The 26,111-nt window shown below is 48.5% G+C and carries 21 protein-coding genes; 10 read left to right on the top strand and 11 right to left on the bottom strand.

Translation table 11 applies throughout. The features are described from left to right. The first annotated feature begins 70 nt into the window (after positions 1-70). The gene (locus ACY2RR_RS13915; RefSeq protein ID WP_490108758.1) at positions 71-652 is read left to right on the top strand and encodes a lysophospholipid acyltransferase family protein; all 582 of its coding nucleotides are present in this window, start codon (positions 71-73) and stop codon (positions 650-652) included. Between the two features lie 48 nt (positions 653-700). On the opposite strand, the gene ACY2RR_RS13910 is transcribed toward ACY2RR_RS13915, so the two are convergent. Then, the gene (locus ACY2RR_RS13910; protein ID WP_490109020.1) at positions 701-1,261 is read right to left on the bottom strand and encodes a peptidylprolyl isomerase; all 561 of its coding nucleotides are present in this window, start codon (positions 1,259-1,261) and stop codon (positions 701-703) included. Positions 1,262-1,332: 71 nt separating this feature from the next. Beyond that, on the bottom strand, positions 1,333-2,229 hold the full coding sequence (locus ACY2RR_RS13905) for a CvfB family protein (RefSeq protein WP_490108757.1): 897 nt from the start codon (positions 2,227-2,229) through the stop codon (positions 1,333-1,335). Between the two features lie 58 nt (positions 2,230-2,287). Here ACY2RR_RS13905 and ACY2RR_RS13900 point away from each other — a divergent pair, with 58 nt between their 5' ends. Then, positions 2,288-3,820 (top strand): MATE family efflux transporter, encoded by a 1,533-nt coding sequence (locus ACY2RR_RS13900; RefSeq protein WP_490108756.1) that lies wholly within the window; start codon positions 2,288-2,290, stop codon positions 3,818-3,820. Here ACY2RR_RS13900 and nhaC read toward each other — a convergent pair. Further along, a complete protein-coding gene (gene nhaC, locus ACY2RR_RS13895) occupies positions 3,808-5,262 on the bottom strand; it encodes a Na+/H+ antiporter NhaC (protein WP_490108755.1) in 1,455 nt (484 codons plus the stop codon). The two genes, ACY2RR_RS13900 and nhaC, sit on opposite strands and share 13 nt — an antisense overlap. A 210-nt stretch (positions 5,263-5,472) precedes the next feature. After that, positions 5,473-6,390: a glutaminase gene (locus ACY2RR_RS13890; RefSeq protein WP_490108754.1), complete on the bottom strand. Its 918-nt coding sequence runs from the start codon at positions 6,388-6,390 to the stop codon at positions 5,473-5,475. A gap of 205 nt (positions 6,391-6,595) precedes the next feature. Here ACY2RR_RS13890 and ACY2RR_RS13885 point away from each other — a divergent pair, with 205 nt between their 5' ends. Then, a complete protein-coding gene (locus ACY2RR_RS13885; protein ID WP_490108753.1) occupies positions 6,596-7,087 on the top strand; it encodes a GNAT family N-acetyltransferase in 492 nt (163 codons plus the stop codon). Positions 7,088-7,091: 4 nt separating this feature from the next. Here ACY2RR_RS13885 and ACY2RR_RS13880 read toward each other — a convergent pair whose 3' ends face one another. After that, positions 7,092-7,460, bottom strand: a complete 369-nt coding sequence (locus ACY2RR_RS13880) for a cupin domain-containing protein (protein WP_490108752.1) — start codon at positions 7,458-7,460, stop codon at positions 7,092-7,094. 102 nt (positions 7,461-7,562) lie between these two features. Between ACY2RR_RS13880 and ACY2RR_RS13875 the strand changes: the two genes are divergently transcribed. After that, entirely contained in the window at positions 7,563-8,210 is a 648-nt protein-coding gene (locus ACY2RR_RS13875; RefSeq protein ID WP_490108751.1) for an AMP-binding protein, read from the top strand. Positions 8,211-8,221: 11 nt separating this feature from the next. Here ACY2RR_RS13875 and ACY2RR_RS13870 read toward each other — a convergent pair whose 3' ends face one another. Next, positions 8,222-8,776 (bottom strand): hypothetical protein, encoded by a 555-nt coding sequence (locus ACY2RR_RS13870; RefSeq protein ID WP_490108750.1) that lies wholly within the window; start codon positions 8,774-8,776, stop codon positions 8,222-8,224. A 154-nt stretch (positions 8,777-8,930) separates the two neighbouring features. Here ACY2RR_RS13870 and ACY2RR_RS13865 point away from each other — a divergent pair, with 154 nt between their 5' ends. From ACY2RR_RS13865 to ACY2RR_RS13855, 3 genes are all read left to right on the top strand, one after another. Then, positions 8,931-9,752 (top strand): GNAT family N-acetyltransferase, encoded by an 822-nt coding sequence (locus tag ACY2RR_RS13865; protein WP_490108749.1) that lies wholly within the window; start codon positions 8,931-8,933, stop codon positions 9,750-9,752. Between the two features lie 27 nt (positions 9,753-9,779). Beyond that, positions 9,780-10,361, top strand: a complete 582-nt coding sequence (gene dsbB / locus ACY2RR_RS13860; protein WP_490108748.1) for a disulfide bond formation protein DsbB — start codon at positions 9,780-9,782, stop codon at positions 10,359-10,361. A 357-nt stretch (positions 10,362-10,718) separates the two neighbouring features. After that, positions 10,719-12,509 (top strand): DEAD/DEAH box helicase, encoded by a 1,791-nt coding sequence (locus ACY2RR_RS13855; protein ID WP_490108747.1) that lies wholly within the window; start codon positions 10,719-10,721, stop codon positions 12,507-12,509. Positions 12,510-12,580: 71 nt separating this feature from the next. Here the strand turns inward: ACY2RR_RS13855 and ACY2RR_RS13850 are convergent, their stop codons facing one another. From ACY2RR_RS13850 to ppnN, 3 genes are all read right to left on the bottom strand, one after another. Continuing rightward, positions 12,581-13,501, bottom strand: coding sequence for a pseudouridine-5'-phosphate glycosidase (locus ACY2RR_RS13850; protein ID WP_490108746.1), 921 nt, complete (start codon positions 13,499-13,501; stop codon positions 12,581-12,583). Positions 13,502-13,515: 14 nt separating this feature from the next. Then, on the bottom strand, positions 13,516-14,604 hold the full coding sequence (locus ACY2RR_RS13845) for a PfkB family carbohydrate kinase (protein ID WP_490108745.1): 1,089 nt from the start codon (positions 14,602-14,604) through the stop codon (positions 13,516-13,518). 178 nt (positions 14,605-14,782) lie between these two features. After that, positions 14,783-16,159 (bottom strand): nucleotide 5'-monophosphate nucleosidase PpnN, encoded by a 1,377-nt coding sequence (gene ppnN / locus ACY2RR_RS13840; protein ID WP_490108744.1) that lies wholly within the window; start codon positions 16,157-16,159, stop codon positions 14,783-14,785. Between the two features lie 165 nt (positions 16,160-16,324). Between ppnN and yfcD the strand changes: the two genes are divergently transcribed. Further along, positions 16,325-16,849 (top strand): NUDIX hydrolase YfcD, encoded by a 525-nt coding sequence (yfcD, locus tag ACY2RR_RS13835; RefSeq protein WP_490108743.1) that lies wholly within the window; start codon positions 16,325-16,327, stop codon positions 16,847-16,849. A 31-nt stretch (positions 16,850-16,880) separates the two neighbouring features. Continuing rightward, a complete protein-coding gene (locus tag ACY2RR_RS13830; protein ID WP_490108742.1) occupies positions 16,881-17,501 on the top strand; it encodes a riboflavin synthase subunit alpha in 621 nt (206 codons plus the stop codon). Here the strand turns inward: ACY2RR_RS13830 and ACY2RR_RS13825 are convergent, their stop codons facing one another. Further along, on the bottom strand, positions 17,502-22,490 hold the full coding sequence (locus ACY2RR_RS13825; RefSeq protein ID WP_490108741.1) for a hypothetical protein: 4,989 nt from the start codon (positions 22,488-22,490) through the stop codon (positions 17,502-17,504). 296 nt (positions 22,491-22,786) lie between these two features. Continuing rightward, on the bottom strand, positions 22,787-25,180 hold the full coding sequence (gene lon, locus ACY2RR_RS13820) for an endopeptidase La (RefSeq protein ID WP_490108740.1): 2,394 nt from the start codon (positions 25,178-25,180) through the stop codon (positions 22,787-22,789). A 320-nt stretch (positions 25,181-25,500) separates the two neighbouring features. On the opposite strand from lon, the gene ACY2RR_RS13815 reads away from it, so the two are divergent. Continuing rightward, positions 25,501-26,109, top strand: coding sequence for a chalcone isomerase family protein (locus tag ACY2RR_RS13815; protein WP_490108739.1), 609 nt, complete (start codon positions 25,501-25,503; stop codon positions 26,107-26,109). The last annotated feature ends 2 nt before the right edge of the window (positions 26,110-26,111 follow it).

The raw sequence follows: 26,111 nt of genomic DNA, 5'->3' as shown, positions 1-26,111 counted from the left end.
GTCACAATATTTTGCACGGTGCGCATTGTACAATGCGCAGCTCTCGATTTGCCTAATAAAGAAATAACGAATGAGACGTACGGTTTTTGATACCCCAGTGGTACACCACTTCTTTCACTTTGTAAGCTGGATTGGATTGAAGCTTGCGGGCTGGAAGGTGGAGGGCGGAACTCCTGAAGCACGTAAATATGTTTTGATTGCTGCCCCTCATACCAGCAACTGGGATTTTCCGGTGACGCTGGCCGTTGCCTTTCGGTTAAATGTGAAACTGTTCTGGATGGGCAAGGAATCTCTATTCAAGGGGCCTATGGGGCCAATTATGAGATGGTTGGGCGGTATTCCTGTCGATCGCAGCCAGAAAACCGGTTTAGTGCAGCAGCTGGTGGATGAATATAACCGATGCAAAGACCTGGTTGTAACTATTCCCCCTGAAGGTACCCGTGGCAAAACAAGAAAATGGAAAAGTGGATTTTACCACGTAGCCCATGGAGCCGGTGTGCCAATCTATCTGGGCTTTCTGGATTTCAAACGCAAGGTGGGCGGCATTAATAACGCCTTTGTTCCGACAGGGAACTTTGAGGAAGACCTGAAAAAGATTCAGGAATTTTATAAGGATGTTGTGGGGAAAAACCCGCACCAATTTGCTTCTTAAAGTTGTTTTATATCCCTGCCCGCGTGGCAGGGATATAAATAAAATGCGTTATTTCTTCTCGGCTTCTGCTTTCTTCACCGATGCGCTTTTAATAATCACGGATTCCTTCGGAACATCTCCGTGCATACCCCGGCGTCCTGTTCTGACGTCGGAAATCTTGTCAACAACATCCATACCAGAAATCACTTTACCAAACACGGCGTAGCCTGGCTTGGAACTGCTACCATCCAGAAAGTTATTGTCTACCAGATTGATGAAGAACTGGCTGGTTGCACTGTCAGGAACATTTGTGCGGGCCATGGCAATAGTTCCACGGCGGTTGCTCAAACCGTTGGTGGATTCATTGCGGATAGGATCACGAGTTGCCTTCTGACTCATATCTTTGGTGAAACCACCACCCTGAATCATGAAGCCTTTGATCACCCGGTGAAAAATGGTGTCGTTATAAAAACCGCTGTTGGTGTAATCCAGAAAGTTTTTAACGGTTACAGGTGCTTTCTCCTGATTGAGCTCAATCTCAATCTTACCCATGCTGGTATCTATAACCACTACAGGGTTAGCAGCAGGTACAGGGGCAGCCTGAACAGTCAAAGAAAGCAGGGCCGCCATCAGGGCGACACCAAAAGTACGCAGGTAGTGCATAGGGTTCTCCGTGTTTTGCACAGTGAGTTTCTGGAAGGCTAGTCAGCTAACCGGACACCATCTTTTTCTATAACAATTTGACGGTTTTTATAGAGCCCGCCAATGGCCATTTTGAAAACGCGCTTACTGGTTTTGAAGTATTTGCTGATTTCTTCTGGAGTGCTTTTATCATGAATGGGTAGGAAACCATCATGCTCTTTCAGTTTTTCCAGAATCTGATCGCCGAAGTCTCCGGCTGACTTATAGCTTTTCGGGTTTTGCAGACACAGGTCGATTTTCTGATCTGGGCGAACTCGCTTGATAAAGCCTTGCAGCTTCTGCCCCATACGCACAGGCTGATGAATATCGTTATGGAAAATCACACCCTGGTGACGGTTATTAATGATTGCCATGTAACCGATATCGGTACGGTCGGTAATCATCAGGGAAACCTCTTCACCAGATGTATACTGGGGAGGGCGATTGTCGAGGAATTTATCGATTTTAGAGGAAGCAACAATTCGCCAGTTACGATCTTCCTGATAGAGATAAACAACGTAGTACTGGCCCTGACGCATGCGCACTTTCTGCTCGCTGAAAGGAACCAGCAGTTGCTTGGGTAGCCCCCAGTCCAGAAACGCCCCCACCTGATTTACTTCTTCCGCTTTCAGGCAGGCAAACTCGCCAAGTCTCGCCTTAGGCCTGTCAGTCGTTGCAATAACGTCATCGTTGGAATCTAGATAGATAAAAACATCCACGGCATCGCCAATCTGGCTGCCTTTTGGCACGTACCGCTTTGGCAGAAGGATATCGACGTACTGCCCGCCTTCCAGATAAACACCGAACCCTTTTTCTCTGATGATTTTCAGAGTGTTCCAGTGGCCGATTTTTACATGAAGGTTTGAAGAGTCGGATGTGTCGCTGCCAGACGCTTCGGAAATGGTGTCATTGGTCATGATAAATACATGCAGGGGAAATTTGGTGGCGGATTATACCACCAGTTCACGAGCAGGGATGTCTATCCTTCAGAGTTCTTTTCTTTTGCTGGTGGTGATGTTCATGCCCCACGCTCGTTTTGTTCATGGTTCTCCCATGAAACATATTGTTGTAATGAGTTTGAGTGGGGCTGTCGGGTTAACGGCTCTGTTTGTCGTGGATATGCTGGATCTGTTTTTTCTGAGCCTTTTGGGAGAAAAACATCTGGCGGCAGCGGTCGGTTATGCCGGAACCATGTTGTTTATCACTTCTTCTCTGGGAATCGGACTTTCTATTGCTGCAGGTGCACTGGTGTCTCGAGCGATGGGGTCGCGGGATCGCACACTGGCCGCGGTGTTTATGACCAATGTCGTTGTTTTTACGTTTATCTCGTCCTGCATCACAGCAATGGTTTGCTGGATTTATCTTGATAGTTTTTTGACTGCGTTGGGTGCGGTTGGTGAGGTGCACTCACTGGCAATAGAGTATCTGGAAATACTTGTTCCTTCTTTGCCTGTCCTTGCTGTTGCTATGGCTCTTGGAGCAGGATTAAGAGCCGTTGGTGATGCCAAACTTTCCATGTATTCCACTTTGGCGGGTGGTGCCGCTAACGCTGTATTCGATCCGATTTTTATCTTCTTACTGGAAATGGATATTCAGGGTGCGGCTATAGCTTCGGTTATTGCCCGGTTCACAATATTGGCTGTATCTCTCTACGGAGTTGCTTTTAAGCACCGACTGCTGTGCTGGCGAGGGGTTTACCGTTTTACCTCTTCGTTGCCTGCAATTTTAAGTATTGCCGGGCCAGCTGTGGCCACCAATCTTGCGGCACCAGTCAGTCAGGCTTATGTCACCAAAGCCGTTTCTGTTTATGGAGATGCCTATGTAGCAGGAGGTGCAATTATCGGACGATTGATACCAGTGGCTTTTGGGGTTGTCTTTGCCCTCTCAGGTGCGATTGGGCCCATCATCGGACAAAACTTTGGTGCAGGGCTTCTGGGGCGAGTTCGACAGGCATTGAAAGACGCTTATTGGTTTGCCGTCGTTTATGTGCTGGCTGTCTCCTTGCTGGTGTTAGTATTGCAAAGCTGGCTGGTGGATATCTTCAATATTTATGGCAATGCGGAATCCCTGCTGCGTTTTTTCTGTACTTATATTTCTTTCTGTTTTGTTTTTAATGGTTGTTTATTTGTTGCTAATGCGTCCTTTAATAATCTGGGAAAAGCCTATTACTCAACATTTTTGAATTGGGGAAAGGCAACTATTGGCACTATTCCTTTTGTCTGGTTAGGCGCTCGCTGGGATGGCGCTTACGGTGTATATCTGGGGCAGGCTGTCGGAGGAATTGTATTTGCCTTGATGGCAATGGCTGCTTCGTTTTCTATGGTTCGAAAACTTGAAAGCGAAACTGTTGAAGTTGAACCTTCATGTGTTACGGGAACTACTCCTGATCCGGAGAAAGTCCCCTTGCCCTGTGCCTTTAACAGCCTTTCTTCTGAGTGTACTCAGATGGCCCAAATGGCTGGTGAGGCTGAGTTGGAAGAACACATGGCCGATCATTACTCGGCCTGAGCGGGCTTCTTTTTCAGCAGTGAGTTTGTAGAGAGGTGGGAAATCTGGCCATCTTCGCTAAAGGTTGTTGTCTTCCCCTGCCAGGTTCTGAAGCAGGAAACTCCTAACGCCAGCGCAATAGATATCCACGACAACCACATAAACGGAAGATAACTCAGCGTACTGACCCCCAGAATTCCCGCCATAAATGTGCCGTTATCACTCCAGGGCACCATGCCTGAAGTGAGTGTTCCGCCGAACTCGGTATTGCGTGACAGAAGTCGCCGATCGGCGCCCAACGCATCGCTGGTGGCAGTCATTAACTTGGGCGCCAGTATCAGGGAAACATACATGGCGCTGCCCAAAAGGTTTCCTAAGAATGCGGTCAGGATTGTGCAGCCAGTTAGGCGGGCTTCATTGGTAACAAACTGCTCCATCTTGCTGGCTAACAATTTCACGATGCCGACTTTTACCAGCAAGCTGCCAAAGCCGAGCCCGAAGGTGATCATGGCAACTGAGGGCATAATGGAAAGCATGCCACCACGGCTAAGCAAGCTATCGATAAACTCGATTCCTGAATTGAGTAGTGGAAGTTCCCATACGCTGGTAATGGCCGAAACAATATCGGAGCCTTGTAGAAGCATGGCTGCAACAATTCCCAGAAAACTACCGAACGAAATAACAGGGAAAGCGGGCTGTCGAAAAGCCAGCAAAAGCATCACCATCAGTGGCGGTAAGAATGCAATCGGGGTTATATAAAATGTGTTATCCAGAGCCGCCATAATCATATTGATATGCTCAAGATTTCCTTGCCCCTGAAAGGAAAGGCTGGCGCAGGTAAACATTATGGCTGTGATAATATATGCGCTCAGGCTGATAGGCAGTAAACCTTTGATATGAGCTCTTATCTCAACGCCAGCCATGGATGAAGCCAGCAGAACACTGTCAGAAAGAGGGGATAGCTTATCGCCAAAATAAACCCCAGACAGTACAGCTCCCGCAGTCAAAGGCGCTGGTATACCAAGGCCTTCGCCAATGCCCATCATGGCGATGCCAGCGGTTCCGGCTGCGCCCCAGGATGTTCCGGTTGCCAGAGCAGTTAGGGAGCAAATAAAAAGAGTGGTTGGTAAAAAGAAGCTGGGGTGAATTGTCGCCAGCCCATAATAAATAATTCCCGGCACAATACCACCGGCAATCCAGCTGCCGATCATAGCGCCAACAGCGAAAAGAATAAGAAGTGCGGGCATCCCCTCAAAAATACCAAAAGCAGCGGCTTCTTCGAGCTCCCGATAGCGATACCCCAGTTTCAGACCAAGGGCGATAACCAGAAACCAGCCAAAGAACAGTGCCAGTAAAACCGGTAAACCAAACACGGTGGTAAAGCTGCAGGCCATTGTCAGAAAGGTACCAAGTACCAGAAAGGTCTGTATCAGGGTGGGTAACTGTCGGTTCTTCTTATCCATGGCGTACTCCTGTCCAGTGGATGAGATCCGGGCGGAGCGTTGCCGTGTTGTCGTTATTGCACGCTGTTAAAGAATACCCGGATACGGGGCAGCTTCGTGGCTGCGAGGTATCCAGTATTGGAAAAGAAAGCGGGATGCGCCACCCCGGAGGGTTGGAATGTCAGCCAGAATGACGCAAGTGTTACTGATGTGTAACCATATCAGAAGGGATTAAAAGACCGCGAGGCCCGTTTGTTCCACAAAAGTCTTCAGAGCCTGCATGCCGGGCAGAGAGTTGCCTTTTTTACCCAGTTCCGGACTCCAGACACACACAGACATCTTTCCGGGAACAATGGCTACAATGCCGCCACCCACGCCGCTCTTGCAGGGCAGGCCAACATGAAATGCAAATTCGCCCGCTTCATCGTAGGTACCGCAAGTCATCATCAGGGTGTTGATACGGCGGGTCTGAAGAGGAGATACCACGGCTTCATCTTTAAATGGATGGCGACCATCATCAGCGAGAAAACGGCTGGCTCGGGCTAAGTCCAGGCAGCTCATATTTAGAGAACAGAGGTAAAAGTAAAAATCCAGAACCTGGGCAATAGGGTTTTTAATATTGCCAAAGCTCTGCAGATAGTAAGCCAGTGCCGCATTTCTCTGGCCATTGTCGTACTCAGAACGGAATACTCGTTCGTCGTACTGAATATCCAGATTCTTGGAAATGCTGCGGATATGATCCAGAAAATCCTGCTTGGGAGAATTCAGGTTGGAAAGCAGGATGTCGGCTACCACCAGTGCGCCGGCATTGATAAATGGATTTCTTGGGATACCGTTTTCATATTCCAGCTGAGACAGGGAGTTAAAAGGGTTGCCGGATGGCTCAACCCCAACCCGTTCAAAGACTTTTTCGCCAGCGTAGTGCATGGCCAGACTCAGACTGAAGACTTTGGAAATACTCTGAATCGAGAAAGATTCTTCAGCATCGCCAACAACAAAGTCCCGACCATCAGTGGTGCTGATAGCCATACCAAATTTGTTTCCGCACACTTCAGCCAGTGCCGGAATATAGTTGGCCGGTTTGCCCTGACCAAAGGTGTGAGAAACAGCCTCGGGCAGAGTGCCCAGAATTGTTTCAATCTCTGTCATAAACTTGCTGCCACGGGAGGGTGAAATTTCGGGGCGCAAAGAATACGTGCATCATTTCGGGCATTCAAGATGGGAAAAACAACGTATTACTGTAAAAACAGGCAGTTAGCGAACAATTTTTTATTGGTTTTGCGCCTACAGGTTAGTAGAGCTTGTAGGGAGGGCATTTATTATATGAAGCATGAAATATTGAAAAGTGGTTTTTGTGGAAAAGGACGCGATGCACAAAGTGAAACCTGATCAGGTCGTCATGGCAACAACAGCTGATGCAGAAATTGTTGGGCAACTTATCCACGCTATGGAAACAGAATTGTGGCCTGATCAAGCGGCAGATCTGTCTCAAAAAGTATTTATAACCACTGCAGAGAAGTTGCTGGCACTTCCCGAAAGATACCGGGCGTTTATTGCCCGTGATGAATCAGGGACTGCTCTGGGAGTTATCACCGGTTGTGAAAATCTGGCAGTGTTTGCTGGTGGCGCTTTTGGTGAAGTGATGGAAGCCTATATCCAGCCAGATTGTCGCAGCCTTGGTATAGGGCGCTTACTGATGGATACAGTAAAAAACTATGGAAAGGAGAGAGGCTGGTTCTGCTTGTCAGTCGGAGCTCCGGCACAACCCAAATGGCACCGCACCCTTGAGTTTTACAAGGGTTATGGCTTTGAGGAAGTAGGGCCCAAACTGGAGCTGGAATTGTAAATATTTAATCTTCCCTGTCCTGATAATTCTCAGGCAAAAAGCGAGGGCTGCAGATTGCCAGAAACACCAGGCCTTGTGTGCCGGTATTGGTAATTCGTTGTTTCACTCCCGGTGGGATAATAGCGACATCTCCCGGATTAAGCTGTTCTGTGCAGCCTTCGCCGACATTCACCCGCCCTGAGCCTTCCAGAATTACATAACGCTCACAGGTTCCGTTCAGACTGTGCCAGAGAGTTGTAACTCCCGGTTTGACGGTGGCTCGGGCGATGGAGATATCTTCGTCAGCTTCAGTATTCGATAGCTCTAAAATGTCGCAACCTTCTCTGAAGTGATACTCTTTTTCCGGCGCGCAGCGGATGATTTTCGCAGTCATTGTTAAGATTCTCGGTGCTGTGTTTGTCTAACTTTTGCTGAGCTTCTGGTCAGCGTATAGTGACGCTACGAAAGATAGCAATAACAAATATAAGAGCATGATATGGATACAGCAGTTCCGGTAACAGACTCTGGCTTAACAGTTAAAACTGAAACCCTTTTGCACTGCATTGAACATGCGTTTGATCAGTTTTCTGATCAGGTGGCAATCGAAACTTCCGGAAAATCCGTCACAACCTACCAGCTGGATGAATACAGTACCTACTTTGCCGCTTACTTGCAGTGTGAAGCCGGTCTTCAGGCTGGAAAAATTCTTGCGATTCAGGGCGTAGAAACTGTTTCCGGACTAGTGGCTGTTTATGGTGCTATTCGGGCGGGCTTACAGGTATTGGTGCTTGATGGAGGGAAGTCTTTCGGGCAACTGGCCGTCACCGGAGAGTTGGCGGATTATGCTCCTCGATTACTTGTTAAAGCTTTTCCTGGACTGTTTGGGCAATCTACAGTGCATTTGTTTAAGGAAAATGCATCACTTTCTTTCTCCAATTCGCAAACAACTAAGTTTAAGAAAGTACTACAGAAAGCTGATGCCAGCCTGTGGCAAAGGCCAAGTTATGTTGATCAGAAAAAGATCAGAATTTTGGGTGTAGAGAACGATTCAAAAACAATATCTGAAACAGATGTAACTAACCTGCCGCAATCTCTGCGCTCCTGTTTCGAAGCGCTAACGAGTGGACAGGTTGTGCGATTCTAGTCGTCAAAGGTTCAGGACATAATTCCCAGGTGTTGAAGGCCAGACTTCAAGTAGGTAACAACAGGGTTACCAGCAAAGCCCAGAGCCTGAAAGCCGAAATGCGAACCCATAAAATTGATGACACCGAGTTTGGAAAATCTGCGTAAGAGTCGACGCTCAGGCAGTTCTTGAGTCCAAGCTAGTTTATCTGCTGGAGGAGTTCCCAGCAGTTTGGTCAGAAGGTATCCGCCACCAATAAACATTGGCATGGTTCCAAACAGATTGGTGAATGTGAAACCGGCTGCAGGAAGAGCTGGTAACGCAAAACAACAGATCGGGCACATGATTGGTAGAAAGGTGATAGCCGCGGCCCCGGCAACCAAGCCTCCTATAAGGATAGGGGTTGGTACGCGGTCCTTAATTTCTTTGCCTACAAACCCTGCAAGGCCAACACCCATCATGACATGGCCCAGAACACCTTTAACATCACCTAACACAGTGATTCGGCCGGGTTTATTCGCGTCCGGGTAAAGGGTTTCGAGAGGGATTCTCGAATTTGGGTGATATTGTACCTGTGCGCTGTCCATAGCTCACTCCATTAACTTAAAGCGTCCTGCCTTAATAGAGTGCTATTGGAGTGCGAAGTTCTGGGGCTAAGACCAAGGTCTCATACCTATAGATGAGTCCCTGGGCAGAGGATAGGATGCAGCCATCACACCTCTTTATAAGAATTGGTAATATATGGAACGCGTCCAGAATCTCTCATGCCTGGAGAGTGAGGCTCTAGCCATAGAGAGTAATGCCATAGCCAGTACTCTAAGCTGGCGAGCCTGGCAGAAAATGGAGATTGTTGAAACTGATGACCATATTCTGTGTCGCACACCGATACGGTTTCCATTCTTTAATTGTTTGCTGCGTCCACGTTATAGCTCCTATGACCAGATGGTGGAGGGCATTAAAAAGCATCTGCTGTGGGCAAGGGAAAAGCAGATAGGTGTTTCTTTCTGGTTGGGGGCACATTATTCTCCCAGCAACCTTCCGGAGTACCTACAGGGGCAGGGGTGTGCAAAGGTCGCGGAACCCGTTGGTATGGCAGTTGTGCTAGATCATCTGCCAGTTGAGGATTTACCTTCCGGGGTTGAAATACGAGAAGTACAGGATACTCAGCAGTTGTCTCTCTGGGGAGAGATACTCGCACCCTGTCATCAGTTTCCAGATCACATCCTGAAGCCTTGGCTGGATATGGTGGCAGCTCCGGGATTCGGCGATAAAAACAAGGGGTGGCGGCATTTTATTCTTTACCAATGTGGTAAGGCTGTTGGTACATCCTCGTTGTTTGCCGGAGCTGGTGTGGTGTCTGTTGCCAATGTTGCGGTGACCGAAGCGTATCGGCATCGTGGGCTTGGCCGTTTGCTAACCAGAGAAACATATCGTCAGGCACTATCTGCCGGTTATCGGATGGGTACACTTTGGGCATCTCAAATGGGGGAACCTGTGTACAAATCCCTTGGGTTTTCTGAATTCTGTCGTGGCCCGGTGTATGTCTGGATGCCCGGCCAGTAATAAATAAGAGTTAATAGGAGTATTACTTTGGTTGCAGGTCGTTCTTCTTTTGTGCAAACCTGGCAGAGTTTTCTTCAATCACCATTACAAACCCTTCATGGCTGGCAACATAAGCGCCTGACCTGGGTGGTTATGCTGGCAACAACCCTGTTTCTTGAAGGCTGTGCTCTCTACTTTCAGTATGTGATGTTGCTGGATCCTTGTGAACTTTGCGTTTATCAACGCTTGGCTATTGGTTTGCTGGGAGTTGCTTCACTGATCATGCTGATAGCGCCATCGAATATTTTCATTCGTCTCAGTGGCTATGGTTTATGGGTTGCTTCGGGACTTTATGGTTTGCAGAAAGCGATGATCCAGACCGGTTCCTATGAAACCTTTAATACGATGAACCAGTCGTGCAACTTCTACCCCACATTCCCGTTTGAACTGCCCCTTTATGAGTGGCTTCCTTCACTGTTTATGCCTACTGGTTTCTGTGGTTCCGATGACTGGGCGCTGCTTGGTCTGAATATGGCGGAATGGATGGTTATTGTGTTTGGTATTTACCTGTTAGCCGCGGCAGTATGCATTGTCAGCAGCGCATGGTGCTGGATTCGCTCTCCAAAGTAGTAAAAAGTCCCTGAAATCTGTAACACAGTTGCTTGCCTTTCTGCTGGTTGTGGTAAACTTGCCGCCACGGGCAGAAGGTTGAGCCTTGAAGGTAGTCTCTGTTTACTCTTTTCTTCCAATAAAAGCCAGTACCAAAGTACCGGTTCGCAGAACACGCCTTCCAAACCATGAAGTATAAAAACCATGGTCTATAAGAGAACCTACCAGTCCGGTATAGGTGCAAGCCGATACGGCTATGTGCCATTTTGGAGCGGGTTTACTAATTTCTAAAATTTGAACGATTTTCGGTAGCCATTACCCGGCTTTTACCGTTAGAATCGCCCGCTTTTTTACAATTCTTACAGGCGCTCATTACTTATGCCCGAAACCCAGACTGATACAGTTACCGCTTTTGACCAGCTGCCATTGTCGGATGCCGTGCTGCGTGCCGTTCGTGATGTGGGTTATGAAACTCCGTCACCGATTCAGGCGCGAAGCATTCCTCATCTGCTGGAAGGGCGGGACCTTCTCGGTCTGGCCCAGACTGGTACCGGTAAGACTGCTGCTTTTGCACTGCCCGTACTGTCCCGAATTGATGCAACAATCAACGACACGCAGGTTCTGGTGTTGTGTCCTACCCGCGAACTGGCGATTCAGGTTGCTGAAGCCTGCCAGACTTACGCCAAACACATGCCGTCTTTCCACGTTCTGCCTATTTACGGTGGTCAGGATATGCGCGGTCAGCTCCGTGGTTTGCACCGTGGCGCTCAGGTTGTTGTTGGTACTCCAGGTCGGGTCATGGATCACCTTCGCCGTGGCAGCTTGAAGCTGGATAACCTGAAGACTGTTGTATTGGATGAAGCCGATGAAATGCTGCGCATGGGCTTTGTTGATGATATCGAGTGGATTCTGGACCATACCCCAACCCAGCGTCAGACTGCGCTGTTCTCTGCAACCATGCCACCGGCTATTCGCCGTATTGCAGACAAGTACCTGAGAGATCCTGTTTCTGTTGAAATTCGTGCCAAAACCACCACTGTAGACACCATTACCCAGAAGGTATGGATGGCCAGTGGCCTGCACAAACTGGATGCCCTGACCCGCATTCTGGAAGTCGAAGACTTCGACGCCATGATCATCTTCGTGCGCACCCGTTCTGCTACTACAGAACTGGCTGAAAAGCTGGAAGCCCGTGGCTTCTCCGCTGCTGCACTGAATGGTGATATGAGCCAGGCGCTTCGCGAGAAGATGGTTGACCGCCTGAAGAAAGGCTCTCTGGATATTCTGATTGCTACCGATGTAGCGGCTCGTGGTCTGGACGTTGAACGTATCAGTCATGTTGTAAACTACGATATCCCTAATGATACCGAAGCTTATGTACACCGTATCGGTCGTACTGGTCGTGCCGGTCGTCAGGGTACTGCAATCCTGTTTGCAGCTCCTCGTGAGCGTCGTATGTTGCGCGCTATTGAGCATGCAACCCGCCAGAAGATCGAACCAATGCGCCTGCCTACCCAGCGTGACGTTCGTGATATCCGCATTAAAAACTTCAAGGAACAGGTTGCCTGCACCATCGGCAATGAAGACCTGACGCCATACCGTGAAATCATCAATGAGATGATTCAGGAACAGGCCATTGAAGTGGAAGATGCTGCTGCCGCACTGTGCTTTCTGGCTCAGAAAGAACGTCCATTCCCGGATGGTAATGAGCCTGAGCCTCGTCCTTGGGAAGAGCGTGAGCGTCGCCCACGTCGAGATGATCGTGAAGATCCTCGTAACCAGGGTAAGAAACGCTATCGTATCGGCGTTGGCCGTGACCACGGTGTAAGCCCAGGCGAAATTGTGGGTGCTCTGGCGAATGAGGGTGGAATCTCTGGCCGTGATATCGGTCATATCCGGCTGTTCGACAAGTTCTCTACTGTTTACCTGCCAGAAACTCTGGATCAGGCCGTACTGAGCACTATGAGCGAAATCAATATTCGCAATCAGGTGCTGGGTCTGCGTGAATGGAAAGAGAACCCTAACGGTGGTCGTGGCCGCGGTCGTGGCGATCGTGGTGGCTATCGCGGAAACCGTGATGATCGCCCGCGTCGTCGTCATGAAGGTAACGGTGAGCGTCGTGGTGGCTACCGTGGTAACCGCAACGATGACAATCGTGGCAACGAATAAAGGTTAACAAACCTTAGTTCGTGAGATATAGAAATGCCGGATACGATAGTATCCGGCATTTTTTATTGGAGTTATTTCTGGCTGTATTCCACAGCAATGGCTGAAGCAAGTTTGGCATTGTTCATAACCAGTGCGATATTGGATTTCAGGCTGTCTCCACCAGTCAGTTCTTTTACACGAGAAAGCAGGAACGGTGTAGACTCTTTACCTTTCACCCCTTGCTCTGTCAGCTCCTGAATGGCTTGTGCAATGGCTTTATCAATAATGTCCTTAGGCATAGAGTGTTGTTCAGGAATAGGGTTGGCGATAATCATGCCGCCCTGTAAACCAGCCTGCCATTTGGTCTGCATAATGGCTGCTAGGTCTTCAGCTGAATCAATCTGGTGATCCACCTCAAAATCACTGTCCCGGGTATAAAATGCAGGCATGGTTTTAACACCATAACCCAATACCGGAACGCCCTGAGTTTCCAGATATTCCAGTGTCAGGCCAATATCGAGAATGGACTTACAGCCTGCGCAGACAACAGCAACATTAGTTTTTGCCAGTTCCTGAAGGTCTGCTGAAATATCAAATGTGGTTTCAGCGCCACGGTGAACGCCGCCAATGCCGCCGGTAGCAAACACTTTCACGCCAGCCATGGCGGCAATAATCATGGTGGTCGCCACGGTTGTTGCGCCATCCATTTTACGAGCCATGATGACAGGTAAGTCGCGACGACTGGTTTTAGTCACTGCCAGGCCGCTTTTGCCCAAATGCTCAATTTCTTTTTCAGAAAGACCAACCTTCAAACGTCCACCGATAATGGCAATTGTGGCGGGAGTTGCGCCATGCTCACGCACAGTGTTTTCAACCTGCAGAGCTGTAGCAACATTATCAGGGTAAGGCATACCGTGGGAGATAATTGTCGATTCCAGCGCAACAACCGGACGGCCTTCATCAAGAGCGGCTTTTACATCTGGATGGATATCAAGAAAAGCATTATTAAGCATTGTATTTTCCATTATCAAAAAGATCGTTGAATTCGTTTGCTGATAACTTCAGCCGTAAGATCCGGATTGATCGTTGCGTGATATTCAAGAGCCATAGCCGCACAGGCTTGGGCCGTTGAAACTGACTTTTCAAAATCAAAGTTCTGAAGGTGGCTGTGTAGCAAGCCCGCCATCATGGCATCTCCAGCACCGGCGACACTTGTCGTATGAACCTCGGGTGATGGCATAAGCGTTTGCTGCTGGCCATCACTGGCAAATACCCCTTCTTTTCCCAAGCTGATCACCAGCTGTTGAACACCTTGTTCATGGAACCATTGAGCGCACTTATGAAGGTCTGATTTTGTTTCGACTGGTTTGCCCCACAGCAACCCTGCCTCCATGCGATTGGGCTTCAGACAGAAAATACGGTGCAGCCAGGGTTTCAGGCGTTCGGCTTTGCTGGCAGATACGCAGTCAGCAAACACTGGTGGCAGATTGGGAATAGTGAATAAGTGTTCCAGTGTTTTTTCAGGCAGGTTGGCATCCACCACCAGAGCCTGGCATTGTTGCAGTGCTGCGGTGTGAGGTGTTAGCAGCTCTGGGCTGAGCTGTTCAATAAGAGCCATGTCGTTAATAGCCTGTATCAACTCATGGTTATTATCGAGAATGGAGAGATAAACAGGGGTTGGTTTGTCGGCCAGCTGTTCAACCGAGGACATATCAACACCCGCTGCAGCAGTTGCGGTAAGAACCTGCTGCCCAGCTTCATCTCTTCCTACAGCTGATAGCAAGCGAACATTGTGTCCAAGGCGGGCAATGTTTTCGGCAATATTGCGACCAACGCCACCAGGAGTCATGGAAACCTGACCAGGGATAGAGTCACCCGGAAGTCCTGGGATTTTTGGGATTCCCTGAATATCCAGAGTACAGCCACCAATCACCATCACGTCGAGCAGCTCGTTAAGAAGATAACCTTTTCCCCGGATGAAGCCCTTTCGGGTCAGGTTCATAATGTGGTTTGCTGCGGCTTCACGACTGATTCCCAGTTGTTCCCCAAGGGCTTTCTGGGAAATCAAAGGGTTCTGGCGAATGGCAGAGAGAACCTGTTGCTCTCTTTTCGTCATTGACTCTCACCAAATATAAATCTTGATCAAACAAAAGTTTGTTTAATGTTTCATTTGTTTGTTATTGAAGCATTTTGTGGTTTGCTTCTGCAAGATTTTGTTTGTAAGTATTTTGTCGAATTTGTGTATGGCAATAAAAAGCCGGGACAATGCCCGGCTGTGAATGCGATGCCTGAAATTATTTATGAACAACCTCATAACAAGGTTCGTAGTGACTGCCTGGCAGCTTCATTCGCTGTTGTTGTACAAAACTGGCCAGCAGGGTATCAATACGTTTCATAAGCTCAGCTTCTCCGTGGAGCTGGAACTTGCCGTGTTGCTGAATACTTTTCACCCCATCTTCTTTAATGTTACCGGCAACAATGCCGGACATAGCCCTGCGGAGGTTTGATGCCAGTTCTTCAGCAGGCAGGTTGGAGTCCAGAGAAATACTGGACATATTTTCGTGAGTAGGCTCAAAAGGATGCTGGAAGTTGCTGTCTATTTTCAGTTTCCAGTTAAAGTAGAAGGCATCGTTATGTTCCTTGCGATACTGTGTTACTTCCTCGAGACTTGCCTTCATCAAGTCTGCAACTTTTTCCGGGTCGTCAATCACGATGGTGTAAAGCTTTTGTGCATCTGGTCCCAGTGTTGAACCTATAAAGTCATCAATCTGCTCGAAGTATTCCCTCGACGATGCCGGGCCGGTAAGAATAAACGGATAGGGAAGGTCCTGGTTGTCGGGATGAAGAAGAATACCGATCAGGTACATAATCTCTTCGCAGGTGCCGGGGCCGCCGGGGAATGCAATAATGCCGTGACCCATACGCACGAAACCTTCCAGACGTTTTTCAATATCCGGCATGATGATCAGTTCGTTAACGATAGGGTTTGGGCTTTCTGCCGCTATGATGCCAGGCTCTGTTAAACCGATAAATCGCCCTTTCTTTATACGCTGCTTGGCATGGCCTATATGGCCACCTTTCATTGGGCCTTTCATTGCACCGGGGCCACAGCCGGTGCAGATATCCATACCCCGAAGCCCCAGCTGGTAACCGACATCTTTCGTGTATTTGTATTCTTCACGGCCAATAGAGTGCCCGCCCCAACACACCACAACATTCGGTGTTTGGCCGGGAATAAAGGCATTGGCGTGGCGCAGAATTTCAAAGACCAGGTTGGTGATATCCTGAGGGTCGCTCAGGTCAAGCAATCCGTGGGCTTCTATCTCACTGAACAGGTGCAGAATATCCCGCACCACAGAGAACAGGTTTTCACGAACACCGCGAATCAGTTCATCGTTCACAAAAGCACAGGCGGGAGCGTTAATAAGCTGCAGTTGCAGGCCCCGGTGCTCCTGAATGATTTTTATATCGAAATCATGATAGAGAGCCATTAGCTCCTGGGCATCATCCAGCTCGGTATCACAGCTGAGTACAGCCAGGGCACACTGTCGGAAAAGAGTATAAAGGCCGGTGCGGGTTGTATCCTGAAGCTGACTGACCTCATGGGCAGACAGTACATTCATGCTGCCTGCGGGGTTAACCAGCGCGGTGACTGTACGACAGTTTGCCATGGAGCAGTTCCTCTGCAGAGTATTCGGCGTATTCAAAAGTATAGAGGCAGTAGAGTTAAAAATGCCTCATTAGAGTTACATTCTGAAATCCACACTTTGAAACATCGACTATAAACTTGGGATGCCCTAATACAATAACAAATGCTCAGACTGGAGTTTTGAACTATGTCAGCAGAGATTAAGACAGCGTTGTCATCGGTAGAAGAAAGAGTTGTGATCGTTGATGAAGAGAACGATGTCGTCGGTTCAGCTACGCGCAGTGAGATGCGGGCTGGGCGGCTCTGCCACCGTGCGGTTTTTGTATTTGTCTTTAACTCCGATGGTGAGCTGCTGATTCAGGAGCGCACCATGTCAAAAGACGTGTGGCCTGGCGCTTATGACCTGGCGGCAGGTGGCGTTGTTGATGAAGGTGAAGATTACGATATTGCCGCGGCCAGAGAGCTTGAGGAAGAGATGGGGATTTCAGGCATTCCTCTGGAAGAGAAGTTTCATTTCTATTATCAGGACGAAAATTGTCAGTTATGGGGCAAGGTTTACACCTGTGTCTGGAATGGCGCTATTATTCCCCAGCCTGAGGAGGTTGCACAGGTGATTCGTGATCGTCCGGAACACATTCTGGCCAACCCTGAAATGCGACCTTATACACCAGACAGCTTGATGGCTCTGAGAAAGTTGCACGGAGCCGAGTAGTAAGGCCCCTGAAGGGCATTAAAGGAGAAGTATGTTTACAGGTATTGTGCAGGGCACCCGAGAGGTTGTTTCTGTAGAGCGTCGTGAAGGCTTTGCCACTTTTGATATTCTGCTGGGACATGATTTGTGTGACCAGTTGAAAGAGGGGGCCAGTGTTGCCATCAACGGCGTTTGCTTAACTGTCACCCGTTTTTCCGATGAGTCTGCCTGTTTTGATGTGATGCAGGAAACACTGCGAGTCACCAACCTCGCAGATATTAAGGCCGGTGATCTGGTGAATATTGAAAGGGCAGCCCGCTTTGGTGACGAAGTGGGTGGTCATAATATGTCCGGTCACGTTCACGATACGGTTGAAATTGTGGAGATTGATAAAACTCCTGATAACACCACATTAACTTTTGAGTTCGATCAAAAGTGGCAGGGTTACCTGCTGCCTAAAGGGTATGTTTCCCTTAATGGAGCCAGTCTGACTATCGGTGCAGAAGTAAAAGACAATCGCTTTTCTGTTCACCTGATTCCGGAAACTCTGCAGATGACGACCTTCGGGCAGGCCCGAAAAGGGATGAAGGTAAATTTTGAAATAGATCCCCAGACCCAGGCTATTGTTGATACTGTTCGGAGTTATATGGATCAGCAGCGAATAGCCGTCTGATTACCGACGAAAGGTCGTTCGTGGTGGGCGTTTGAGTGGGGGGGGGGGGGGTTTCACTCCTGCTCCAATCACGAACTTACTGGCTGCAATCGGGGATATCGGTGAGCAGACAGCCTGTATCTTGGCATTAAGAGCTCTGCAGGTGTGCCACAAATCCTGCATTTTTTTGTCTTGCTCTACGGGGGAGAGAGGAGACTGTAACTCATAGGAAAGAGTTATAGCCTTTTTCCATGTTGCCCCTTGTTTCAGTGCTTGAGTGGCTTTATGTGCTGTTCGAAAGACTTTAGCTGGTCTGGCTGTTTCTTTTGCTGCTCGGGCATTGATCCACTCAGGCAGTTCTTTGGCTATTCTCTCCATATCCTTGGCTACGACCTTAGCTTCCAGTTGTCTGTACTCTTCTTTTCGTCGACTGGCTGGAACAACTTTGGCCAGGGCTGGGATCTGTTCAGAAGTGGATTCCGTGGCGGTATCAATAGGAACAGCTGGCACTTTCAGTGCAGCCTGACTGTATAACTCGGGTAATGCTGTGGGCTGCTGCTGTTCACGCAATTCCTGCTGGATAGTAATCAGTAAATCCTCCAGGCAATGAAAGTCGGTAAGTGCCTGTGGGAAACCATAGTCCTGGGCAATTTTGTTGGCCAGCCAGGCAGTATCCGCCCAGGGGTGCTCGCTGAGAGGAGCGTTGTGCCAGCGCATATTGTCCAGACGCTGCTGAAGTGTTTTCAGGTGTAACTCTCTGGTCCAGCTCGAAGGAAGAGATTTATTCAGTTGTAAAAGATTTTTAGTGTCGGTCAGTGCATCGCCCGTACCGGGAAGCAGGGCATTTGGCATACGGTCTTTCGATACAAGCTGTACATTCTCACCCAAATGGCTGGCCAGGTTTGTGAATGATATTTCTCCGGATTTATTATCCAATAGATGGACGCGCTTCAATGCCTGTTTAACAAACAGCCCTTGAACCAAGTCGACTGCCTTGCCAAAAGATTTTGCGTAAAGCCGACCAGCTCGACCGTAATCGCTTGAGAATGAAACTTTCAGGCAGGATCGCAAGTCGGATAAAGTTGCGTTCCCTTCATGGATAGGCAAATGATCCAGGTAAATATGAAATCGTAAAACCTTGACGATGACCTTTGCTATGCGCAGAAATCCACGGGCAACTCTTCCTCCTGCGTAAGAAAGACCCAGAGCTATCAATGGCGACAGCGCACCACCAGCTGAAAGGGTCAGGGTGCCAGACATATTCTCATCAAGGTCGGGGCTGACTTTTAGATCGGCAATCTGTCCCAAGGCACTTTTTTGCAAGCGTGTGCTACGAAAGATATTAACCAGTTCCTTGGAGGCGTTGGGGAAATTGGTCTTTACTCTTCGAGCATCAATACGGGGGTTGATTTTGGTGCCTTCAAGGTCACGACATGCTGAAAGGCCAACGTTGTGAGCATGGAACGAACCGTTTAAATCGCCGGAAACACTGAATTTGGCACTACCCAGTTCTGAATCCAGATAACTCCCTGTTCCGGTTGAATCTGCAACAACCAGTGCATCCCGTAACTCGGTATCAATATTTAGATGGGTGCCGAGTTGGTCCTGCGTATCAGAAATTTTTAATTCAGCTGTACCTATTGAGGCATTGGCGAGGGTCAGATGTGGGTCTTTCTGGGCATTAACTTCCAGCTTTCGCAGCTCTGTTTTAAAGCGGGCAGGTTTCATTCTCCGGACTGTTTGAGTTAACGGATCTTTGATAGCGTTATCCAGACCGAGAGTGAAATCTGCTTCGCCTTGCTCAATGCCACCATGTAACAGGGTTTCATCACCATTCTGGCTCACACTGACTTTGATTCCCTGAAGTTTGGCTGGTTCGAGTAATTGTGCTTGAACCGGTAGTTTGTATTCGTCGTTTGTGCCAGCGTAATCTACGGCCGTTTCACTGAGCTGAAGCTGCAGGTCGGTATGCCCGGTTGTCTTGGAAACATGAGCATTTAAGTCGGTGATATGGGCTGTTGCGATAACTGCTCCGGAAGGCAGGCTGAGTTCTGAGAAGTCTGTGACTACATCAACTTCTTTATCGCTGTTCTTTTTGACATCAGCCTGAAGCTTAATGTTGTTACTTTTAAAAACAACATCCTGTTTCAGTGTGTCGCTGTCAGAGGGCTCTTCTTCGATAGTATCCAAATGTTTTAATAAAGGTCGTGTAGATTCCTGATATTGCTCAGGCAAATAATCGGAAAGGGTTTTGAGTTTTGCGACAGTGTCTGGTGATGCCAGAGATTTCTTGTTGCCTTTTATGTGAGTCTGAAATTTACTCTGACTTACTTCTAATGTGCTTTGCACTGGTCGTGCACTAAAAACTTCTTCGCCGGTTCCTTCGTTGAATTGTTTTTCCGGCGGCTGGGTTTTCACATAAATAGAAGGCGATGTCAGTTCTACATCTGCCTCAACCTCTACGTCTTTTGGGAGAAACCTCTCGCTGACTTTAAAGCCGGTGCAGGCAAGGTGGTCAAGTTTTGCATCCGTTGTGACTTCGTCTGGTGCATCAACTGAGCCACCTTCAACAACAGCCTCAAAACCGGTGGTTTCTATTTTCCCCTGCAGGTCACCGTGCTCCAGATTGATGGTGACATGTTTTTTGGATTTGAAAGTCGCCTGATCGAACCCGTTCCTCATATCGTACTGGAACTCAAGCTCTGATAAGTCACTTGTGATGGTTCCTGTGCTACGCGGTGTGTAGCGATCCTCCTCCTTGATTTTAAGCCAGGGACTCTCTTCCAATGAATCTTTTGCACCCGGCAGTGAGAGATCAACCTGACTCTCAATCTGGTCGGTTGAGATCTTGGTATGAACTGATGCAACCCGCGTCTGGGGAATCTGCCATGGTTCAATCTCCCGGGATACTGACCGGCGGAAGCTCTCCTGATCTTCTTTGGTTGTTAGTGAGCGAGGTAATGTGCACTCGAGAGTCAGGTTCTTTAATGTTCTTGGATTCAATTCAGCTTTTATACTTTGCCCGGTAATCCTTTCTGGAACTAAAACATGGTCGGCAGACAGGTTTTTAGCTGTGATCTTGAGTTTTGGCTGATAAACCGGAGCAGAAGGATCGGCCCGATCTGGGCGCAGGGGGACAGGTGTGCCTGTCTGAAACAGCACGCTCAGCTTTTCGAGGTCAGCTGTGTGCGCTGTAGCAATGCCTTTAATGTTTCTCCCTTGTAGGTGATCAACATCCACTGTTGTAATCATCGTGCCGGTTTCTTTATCCGGGGTTACATAAATCTCAGTGTTTTCCAGAGTGGCTCCAGCTTTCAGTAAACGGTTTTCAGGAGTCACTCTGTCTGGCGCTGTGCCGATGGATACTGTGCCTGCCTCAACGTGGTCTATTTTGAGAGCAGTTTCTTTGCTATCGACAACGAATGACCCTACTAACCCTTTCATAGAGCTGTTTTTACAGGAAATTCCTCCTGACAGCGTCGCGTGACCACTTCCTACGGCAAAATCGGCTGTTTCCAGCTTGTTCGATGTTTCACTGATGTGTCTGGTGTTCAGTAGAACAGAAGTGTCTTTCGCCTTCACACGGCCGTTGATGTCATAGGGAAGGTTAAATGTTGATTGAGGGATGTAGATATCTCCACTCATATCTTCGCAAAGTACTGCGGTGGCTGACTCGTCTTCCGCAAGTTTCTTTTTTACCAGGGTGAGCCCGATGACTTCGCCATTATGGAGATTTACATCTCCTTCACTGTGAACCTGAAGGTAATCACATTCAGCTCTCAGCTCACCGTCTTCGTACTTGTTCATATCTAAGGAGGCGGTTTTGACTTGTACTTCTGTTTTTCCCATCAGGGCATGAGGAAAGAGCTGCTGCATAAGAGGCTTAATGGTATCTGGAACAATAAGCCCCATTTTTGAGCTATGAACCCTGGCTTCCAGATTGGCAACACAGGCACCGAATGTAGGTTTTTTGCCTTGTTTATCAGGTTGTGGGTTGAAATCAAACAACAAGTCAGCAGATTCGATTTTTACGCCAGAAGTTGCTTCGCGGTATCCTGGAGTTTTAACAGAGACAGAAGCTCCCTGATTGAGGTGACAGACACAGTGAGATGGCATCAGGCAGTCTTTCAGTCGACTGCGATTCGAGAATGCCAGCATGATATTGCCGTAAATAGTACCTTTCTCCATCAGGCTTTCTATCATGGTGCCGTTTTTGAAATGGGCTGAGAGATCAACATCTTTTATGTCGAGAGTGGCCTGCTGGCTTTTGGTTTCATCAACCCAGACAACGGCCTGCCCTGAAACATCCGCTTTGATATCAATTTGCTTAAAACGATCAGCGCCTTCACCTTCGCCAACGGCCTCAAGGGAGCGGAGTTTTACGGTGACATCCCGAAGCGTGATGTTTGGTCCGGGCAGGTAAAGCTCCCTTAAGAAAATGGTTTGTGGCTCACCGGTTGTGCCATTTTTTGTGTGGTGATAACAAGATGAGAGTTTTTGCAGTGAACCGGTGAGGTCGCTGGTAGAAAATCCTCTGATATAGCGGTCTACAAACTTTTTTATAATGTAAAAAATCGACCAGTTGGTTATGCCGCTGCGCTCGGGCTTGGTGACAACCCGCTCACTGGTTTTCTTGGTTCCTCCCCAGCGCCATGGAAGTAGAGTATCCAACCAGCCGCGGGGTGGCTCTTCCTTTACTGTACGCTGGCTTAAGGGAGGTGGTGTTCTTTCCGTTTCATCAAGGTCATCAATATCTGATTCATCAGAGGGAAGGCTGACGGATCGCCCACCCGCGGTATAGTGAAGAAGTTCCCGTGCTTTATCCGGAAGGGGCGAAGAAACTTCAGTATCGTTTTCGTCCAGCAAAGGCTCTGGAAGGTATTTTGCCCCCTCAACAAATGTTGTTTCAGGTTCTTGTTGTAATGGGTGGCTTTTGGACTCTGTCAGGCTTGGAGATAGAGCTGGTTTGGGGCCTTTCGGTACAGCATCACCTGAACGTATGGTTGGCATGAGAGGCATCCCGCCTGATTAAGTCATCCTTATCCAGTAAGCTTAGGTGGTTCTGTATAAGCAAGAGTATGACTGGCGGGGAAAAGAGCAGTTATTAACTGGCTGTTTTTAAAATAAATTGTTCTTATGGAAGTGTGGACAGTCAGAGGAATGACGGGCTATAAATAAAGTGCTCATTACATATGTCCAAGCGTGGGTTGCCTACGCTGCTTGAGCGAGCACTAAAGTAAAAAGCTGCTTAACCTGCAACAGGTAAGCAGCTTTTTTAATGTCTGTTCCAAGGCTTTTGGAGAGTCTTAGAACAGGTGCTTCTCTACATCAGCAAACGTGCGGGCAAAGTGGGCGGTCATGCCTTCGCGGATATATTCAGGCAGCTCTTCGAAATCTCTCCGGTTAGCTTCAGGCAGAATCACAGTTTTAATATTGCTACGACGGGCTGAAATTACCTTTTCCCTGATGCCGCCGACTGCCAGAACATGGCCGGTCAAAGTCAGCTCTCCAGTCATAGCCAGAGGCTTTGGCTTGCGACCTTTCGCCAGACTGAGCAGGGCGCTGGCCATAGTCACACCGGCACTTGGGCCATCCTTTGGAGTGGCACCCTCCGGCACATGGAGGTGAATGAAGGAACTATTGAAGTAATCTTCCGGTGCGCCAAACTTTTTCAGGTGACTCATGATATAGCTGTAGGAAATCTCTGCAGATTCTTTCATGGTTTCCCCAAGACGTCCGGTAAGGCGGAAGCCAGGGCGCAGGCTGTGAACCCGCGTGGCTTCTACTGGCAGAGTAGCGCCACCCATGGAAGTCCATGCCAGGCCGGTAATCACACCAACACCCTGCAAAACCTTCTCTTTGCTGAAGTAAGGTTTGCCGAGATAATCTTCGAGATCTTTTATACCAATTTTGATTTTTGCGTCACGGTTATCAAGAATCTTCAGCACAGCCTTACGAATAATGCGGGCCAATAGTTTTTCCAGATGGCGAACACCAGACTCTCGGGCGTAGCCTTCAACAAGTGTTTTCAGGGTGGCATCGCTGATTTTGACTTGAGATTTTTTCAGGCCAGCTTTTTTTAACTGTTTGGGCCAGAGATGGTTCTTGGCAATCGCCACCTTTTCCTGAGTGATGTAGCCAGACAGGCGCAGGGTATCCATTCGATCCAGAAGAGGCCCCGGAATAGTATCCAGCTGGTTGGCGGTGCATACAAAGAGTACCTTGGAAAGGTCGATACGCATATCAAGGTAGTGATCGAGGAACTCTGCGTTTTGAGCAGGATCGAGCACTTCCAGTAGAGCTGATGCTGGGTCACCCCGGAAAGAGGCGCCAATCTTGTCGATTTCATCCAGCATAATCACCGGGTTGGAGACATCAACTTCTTTCAAAGCCTGAACCAGCTTGCCAGGAAGGGCGCCAATATAGGTACGGCGATGGCCTTTGATTTCTGCCTCGTCACGCATGCCACCAAGGCTGAAGCGGTAGAACTTACGCCCCAGTGCATTGGCAACGGATTGACCAATTGAGGTTTTGCCCACGCCGGGAGGGCCGACCAGTAGAAGAATTGATCCAGAAACTTCCTGCTTGTAAGCGCCAACGGCCAGAAATTCAATGATGCGATCTTTTACATCATCAAGACCGTCATGGTCCTTATCTAAAACCTGGCGGGCATAAGTTAAATCGAGGTTGTCTTCAGACATTACCCCCCAGGGAACAGAGGTCGCCCAATCCAGATAGTTGCGGGTAACACTGAACTCAGGAGAACCTATCTCCAGCATGGAGAACTTGTTCATCTCCTCGTTGATTTTCTTTTGCGCGGCTTCAGGAATATTGCGGTTTTTCATCCGTTTCTGGAACTCTTCCATTTCAGCCGTTTTGTCATCCTTGGCAATACCCAGTTCTTTCTGGATGACTTTTAACTGTTCCTTCAGGAAGAACTCACGCTGGTGCTTATTGATCTTGAGGTTCACTTCCTCGCTGATCTGGCTTTGCAGCTTGGCGACTTCCTGTTCCTTACGGATCAGAACCAGAACCTTTTCCATACGGCGCTGTATGGAAATGGTTTCCAACACTTCCTGCAGTTCCGGGCCGGGAGCTGTGGTAATGGCAGCAGCGAAGTCCGCCAGGGGGGAAGGCTCCCGTGGGCTGAAGCGATTCAGGTAATTCTTCAGCTCTTCACTGTACAGAGGGTTGAGAGGAAGAAGCTCTTTGATGGCATTAATAAGCGCCATGGCATAAGCCTTGAGGGTTTCTTCATCCTCATTCTGGTCCTGGATATATTCAACCTGTACCAGGAAAGGAGGACGGCGACGCAGCCAGTTCACAATGCGAAAGCGCTGCACCCCAAGGGCGATAAACTGAATCTGGTCGTCCACTTCAACAATATTGTGAACTTTAACGGCGCAGCCGATTTCCGGGAATTCTTCCGGTTCGGCAACATCTCCAGAAAAATCGTCAATAAAAGACAAACCCAGAGCTTTTTCTTCTGTCTGGGCAACACGCTTGATGGTTTCTTCCCAGGGCTTGGCACCAAATACCAGTGGCTGAACCTGCGCCGGGAAAAAGGGGCGGTTGGTCGCAGGGATCAGGTAAAGCTTATCCGGAAGATTCTGATGGGGAAGAATCAGGGCGGTGCTGCTGGTGCTGTCGTCTTCAGGATCGTTGATAAATTCTGAAGTCACTTCGTGTTCTTCATTCATAGTTGGCTGTTCACAAACTGTCTGGGCACTTGTTACAGCTTAGCCACCAGTGGCAGGTGGAATAACAGAGTGCTGTTCAGGGAGACGATTACAGAGGTATAGATAGAGGCGCCTCTGTCATTTTTAAACACCACAGAGAAATTATGGTTGAAACAATTCAGCTTTGAGATCGATTTTGCACAGAATGTGGTGGCAGGGTAGCAGCTCTGACTCTCGTCGCAGGAGAGAAGAGGGGCTTTGTTGGTGGAATGTTGATTTTCCGTCGTTGAACAGATTAAATGGTATTTGACGGAATAATAATAATAAACAGGATAGTCGCTATGCCATTACTGCGTTTGTTGACGCTGTTATGTTGTCTTGTGTCATTACCTGCCTTTGCCCTGACCCTGAAAGGGGTCGAAATCCCTGAAGTGATACCGGCCACAGATGGCCGCCCGGCTTTGAAGTTGAACGGTGCTTCTGTACGAGTCGTATACCTTCTTGTTGATGCCTATATCGGTGAGTTGTATCTGGAAAACCCCAGTCAGAGCCCTGAAGAGATTTATGCTGATGATGGGCACAAGCGTATGGTCTTCCACATTATGGCTCGGGGGGTAAGTGGGCGCAGGATTACCTCTGCCATGAATGAAGCGCTTGAGTTAAATATCTCTCCAGAAGAGTTAAAAAAACATGAAGAAAAATTGGCTCTGCTCACTGAAATGTTCAAAGGACGTTTGAAGCGCGGTGAACAGGGCATGGCCGAATATATTCCCGGCGTTGGTACCCGTGTTGTTGTGAAAGGAGAAGAGCGAGGAATTATTCCCGGTAAAGATTTCTTTAATGCTCTGCTGACCGTTTGGATTGGTGATAACCCGGTTACCCGGGAGTTCAAGGAAGGCATTCTTGGTATCGAAGCCAGTGACACCAAGGAAGCTGCTGAAAAAGGCTGATA

The sequence above is a fragment of the Parendozoicomonas sp. 2304DJ65-17 genome (assembly GCF_058148445.1).
This window is presented reverse-complemented; position numbering and strand designations above follow the sequence as displayed.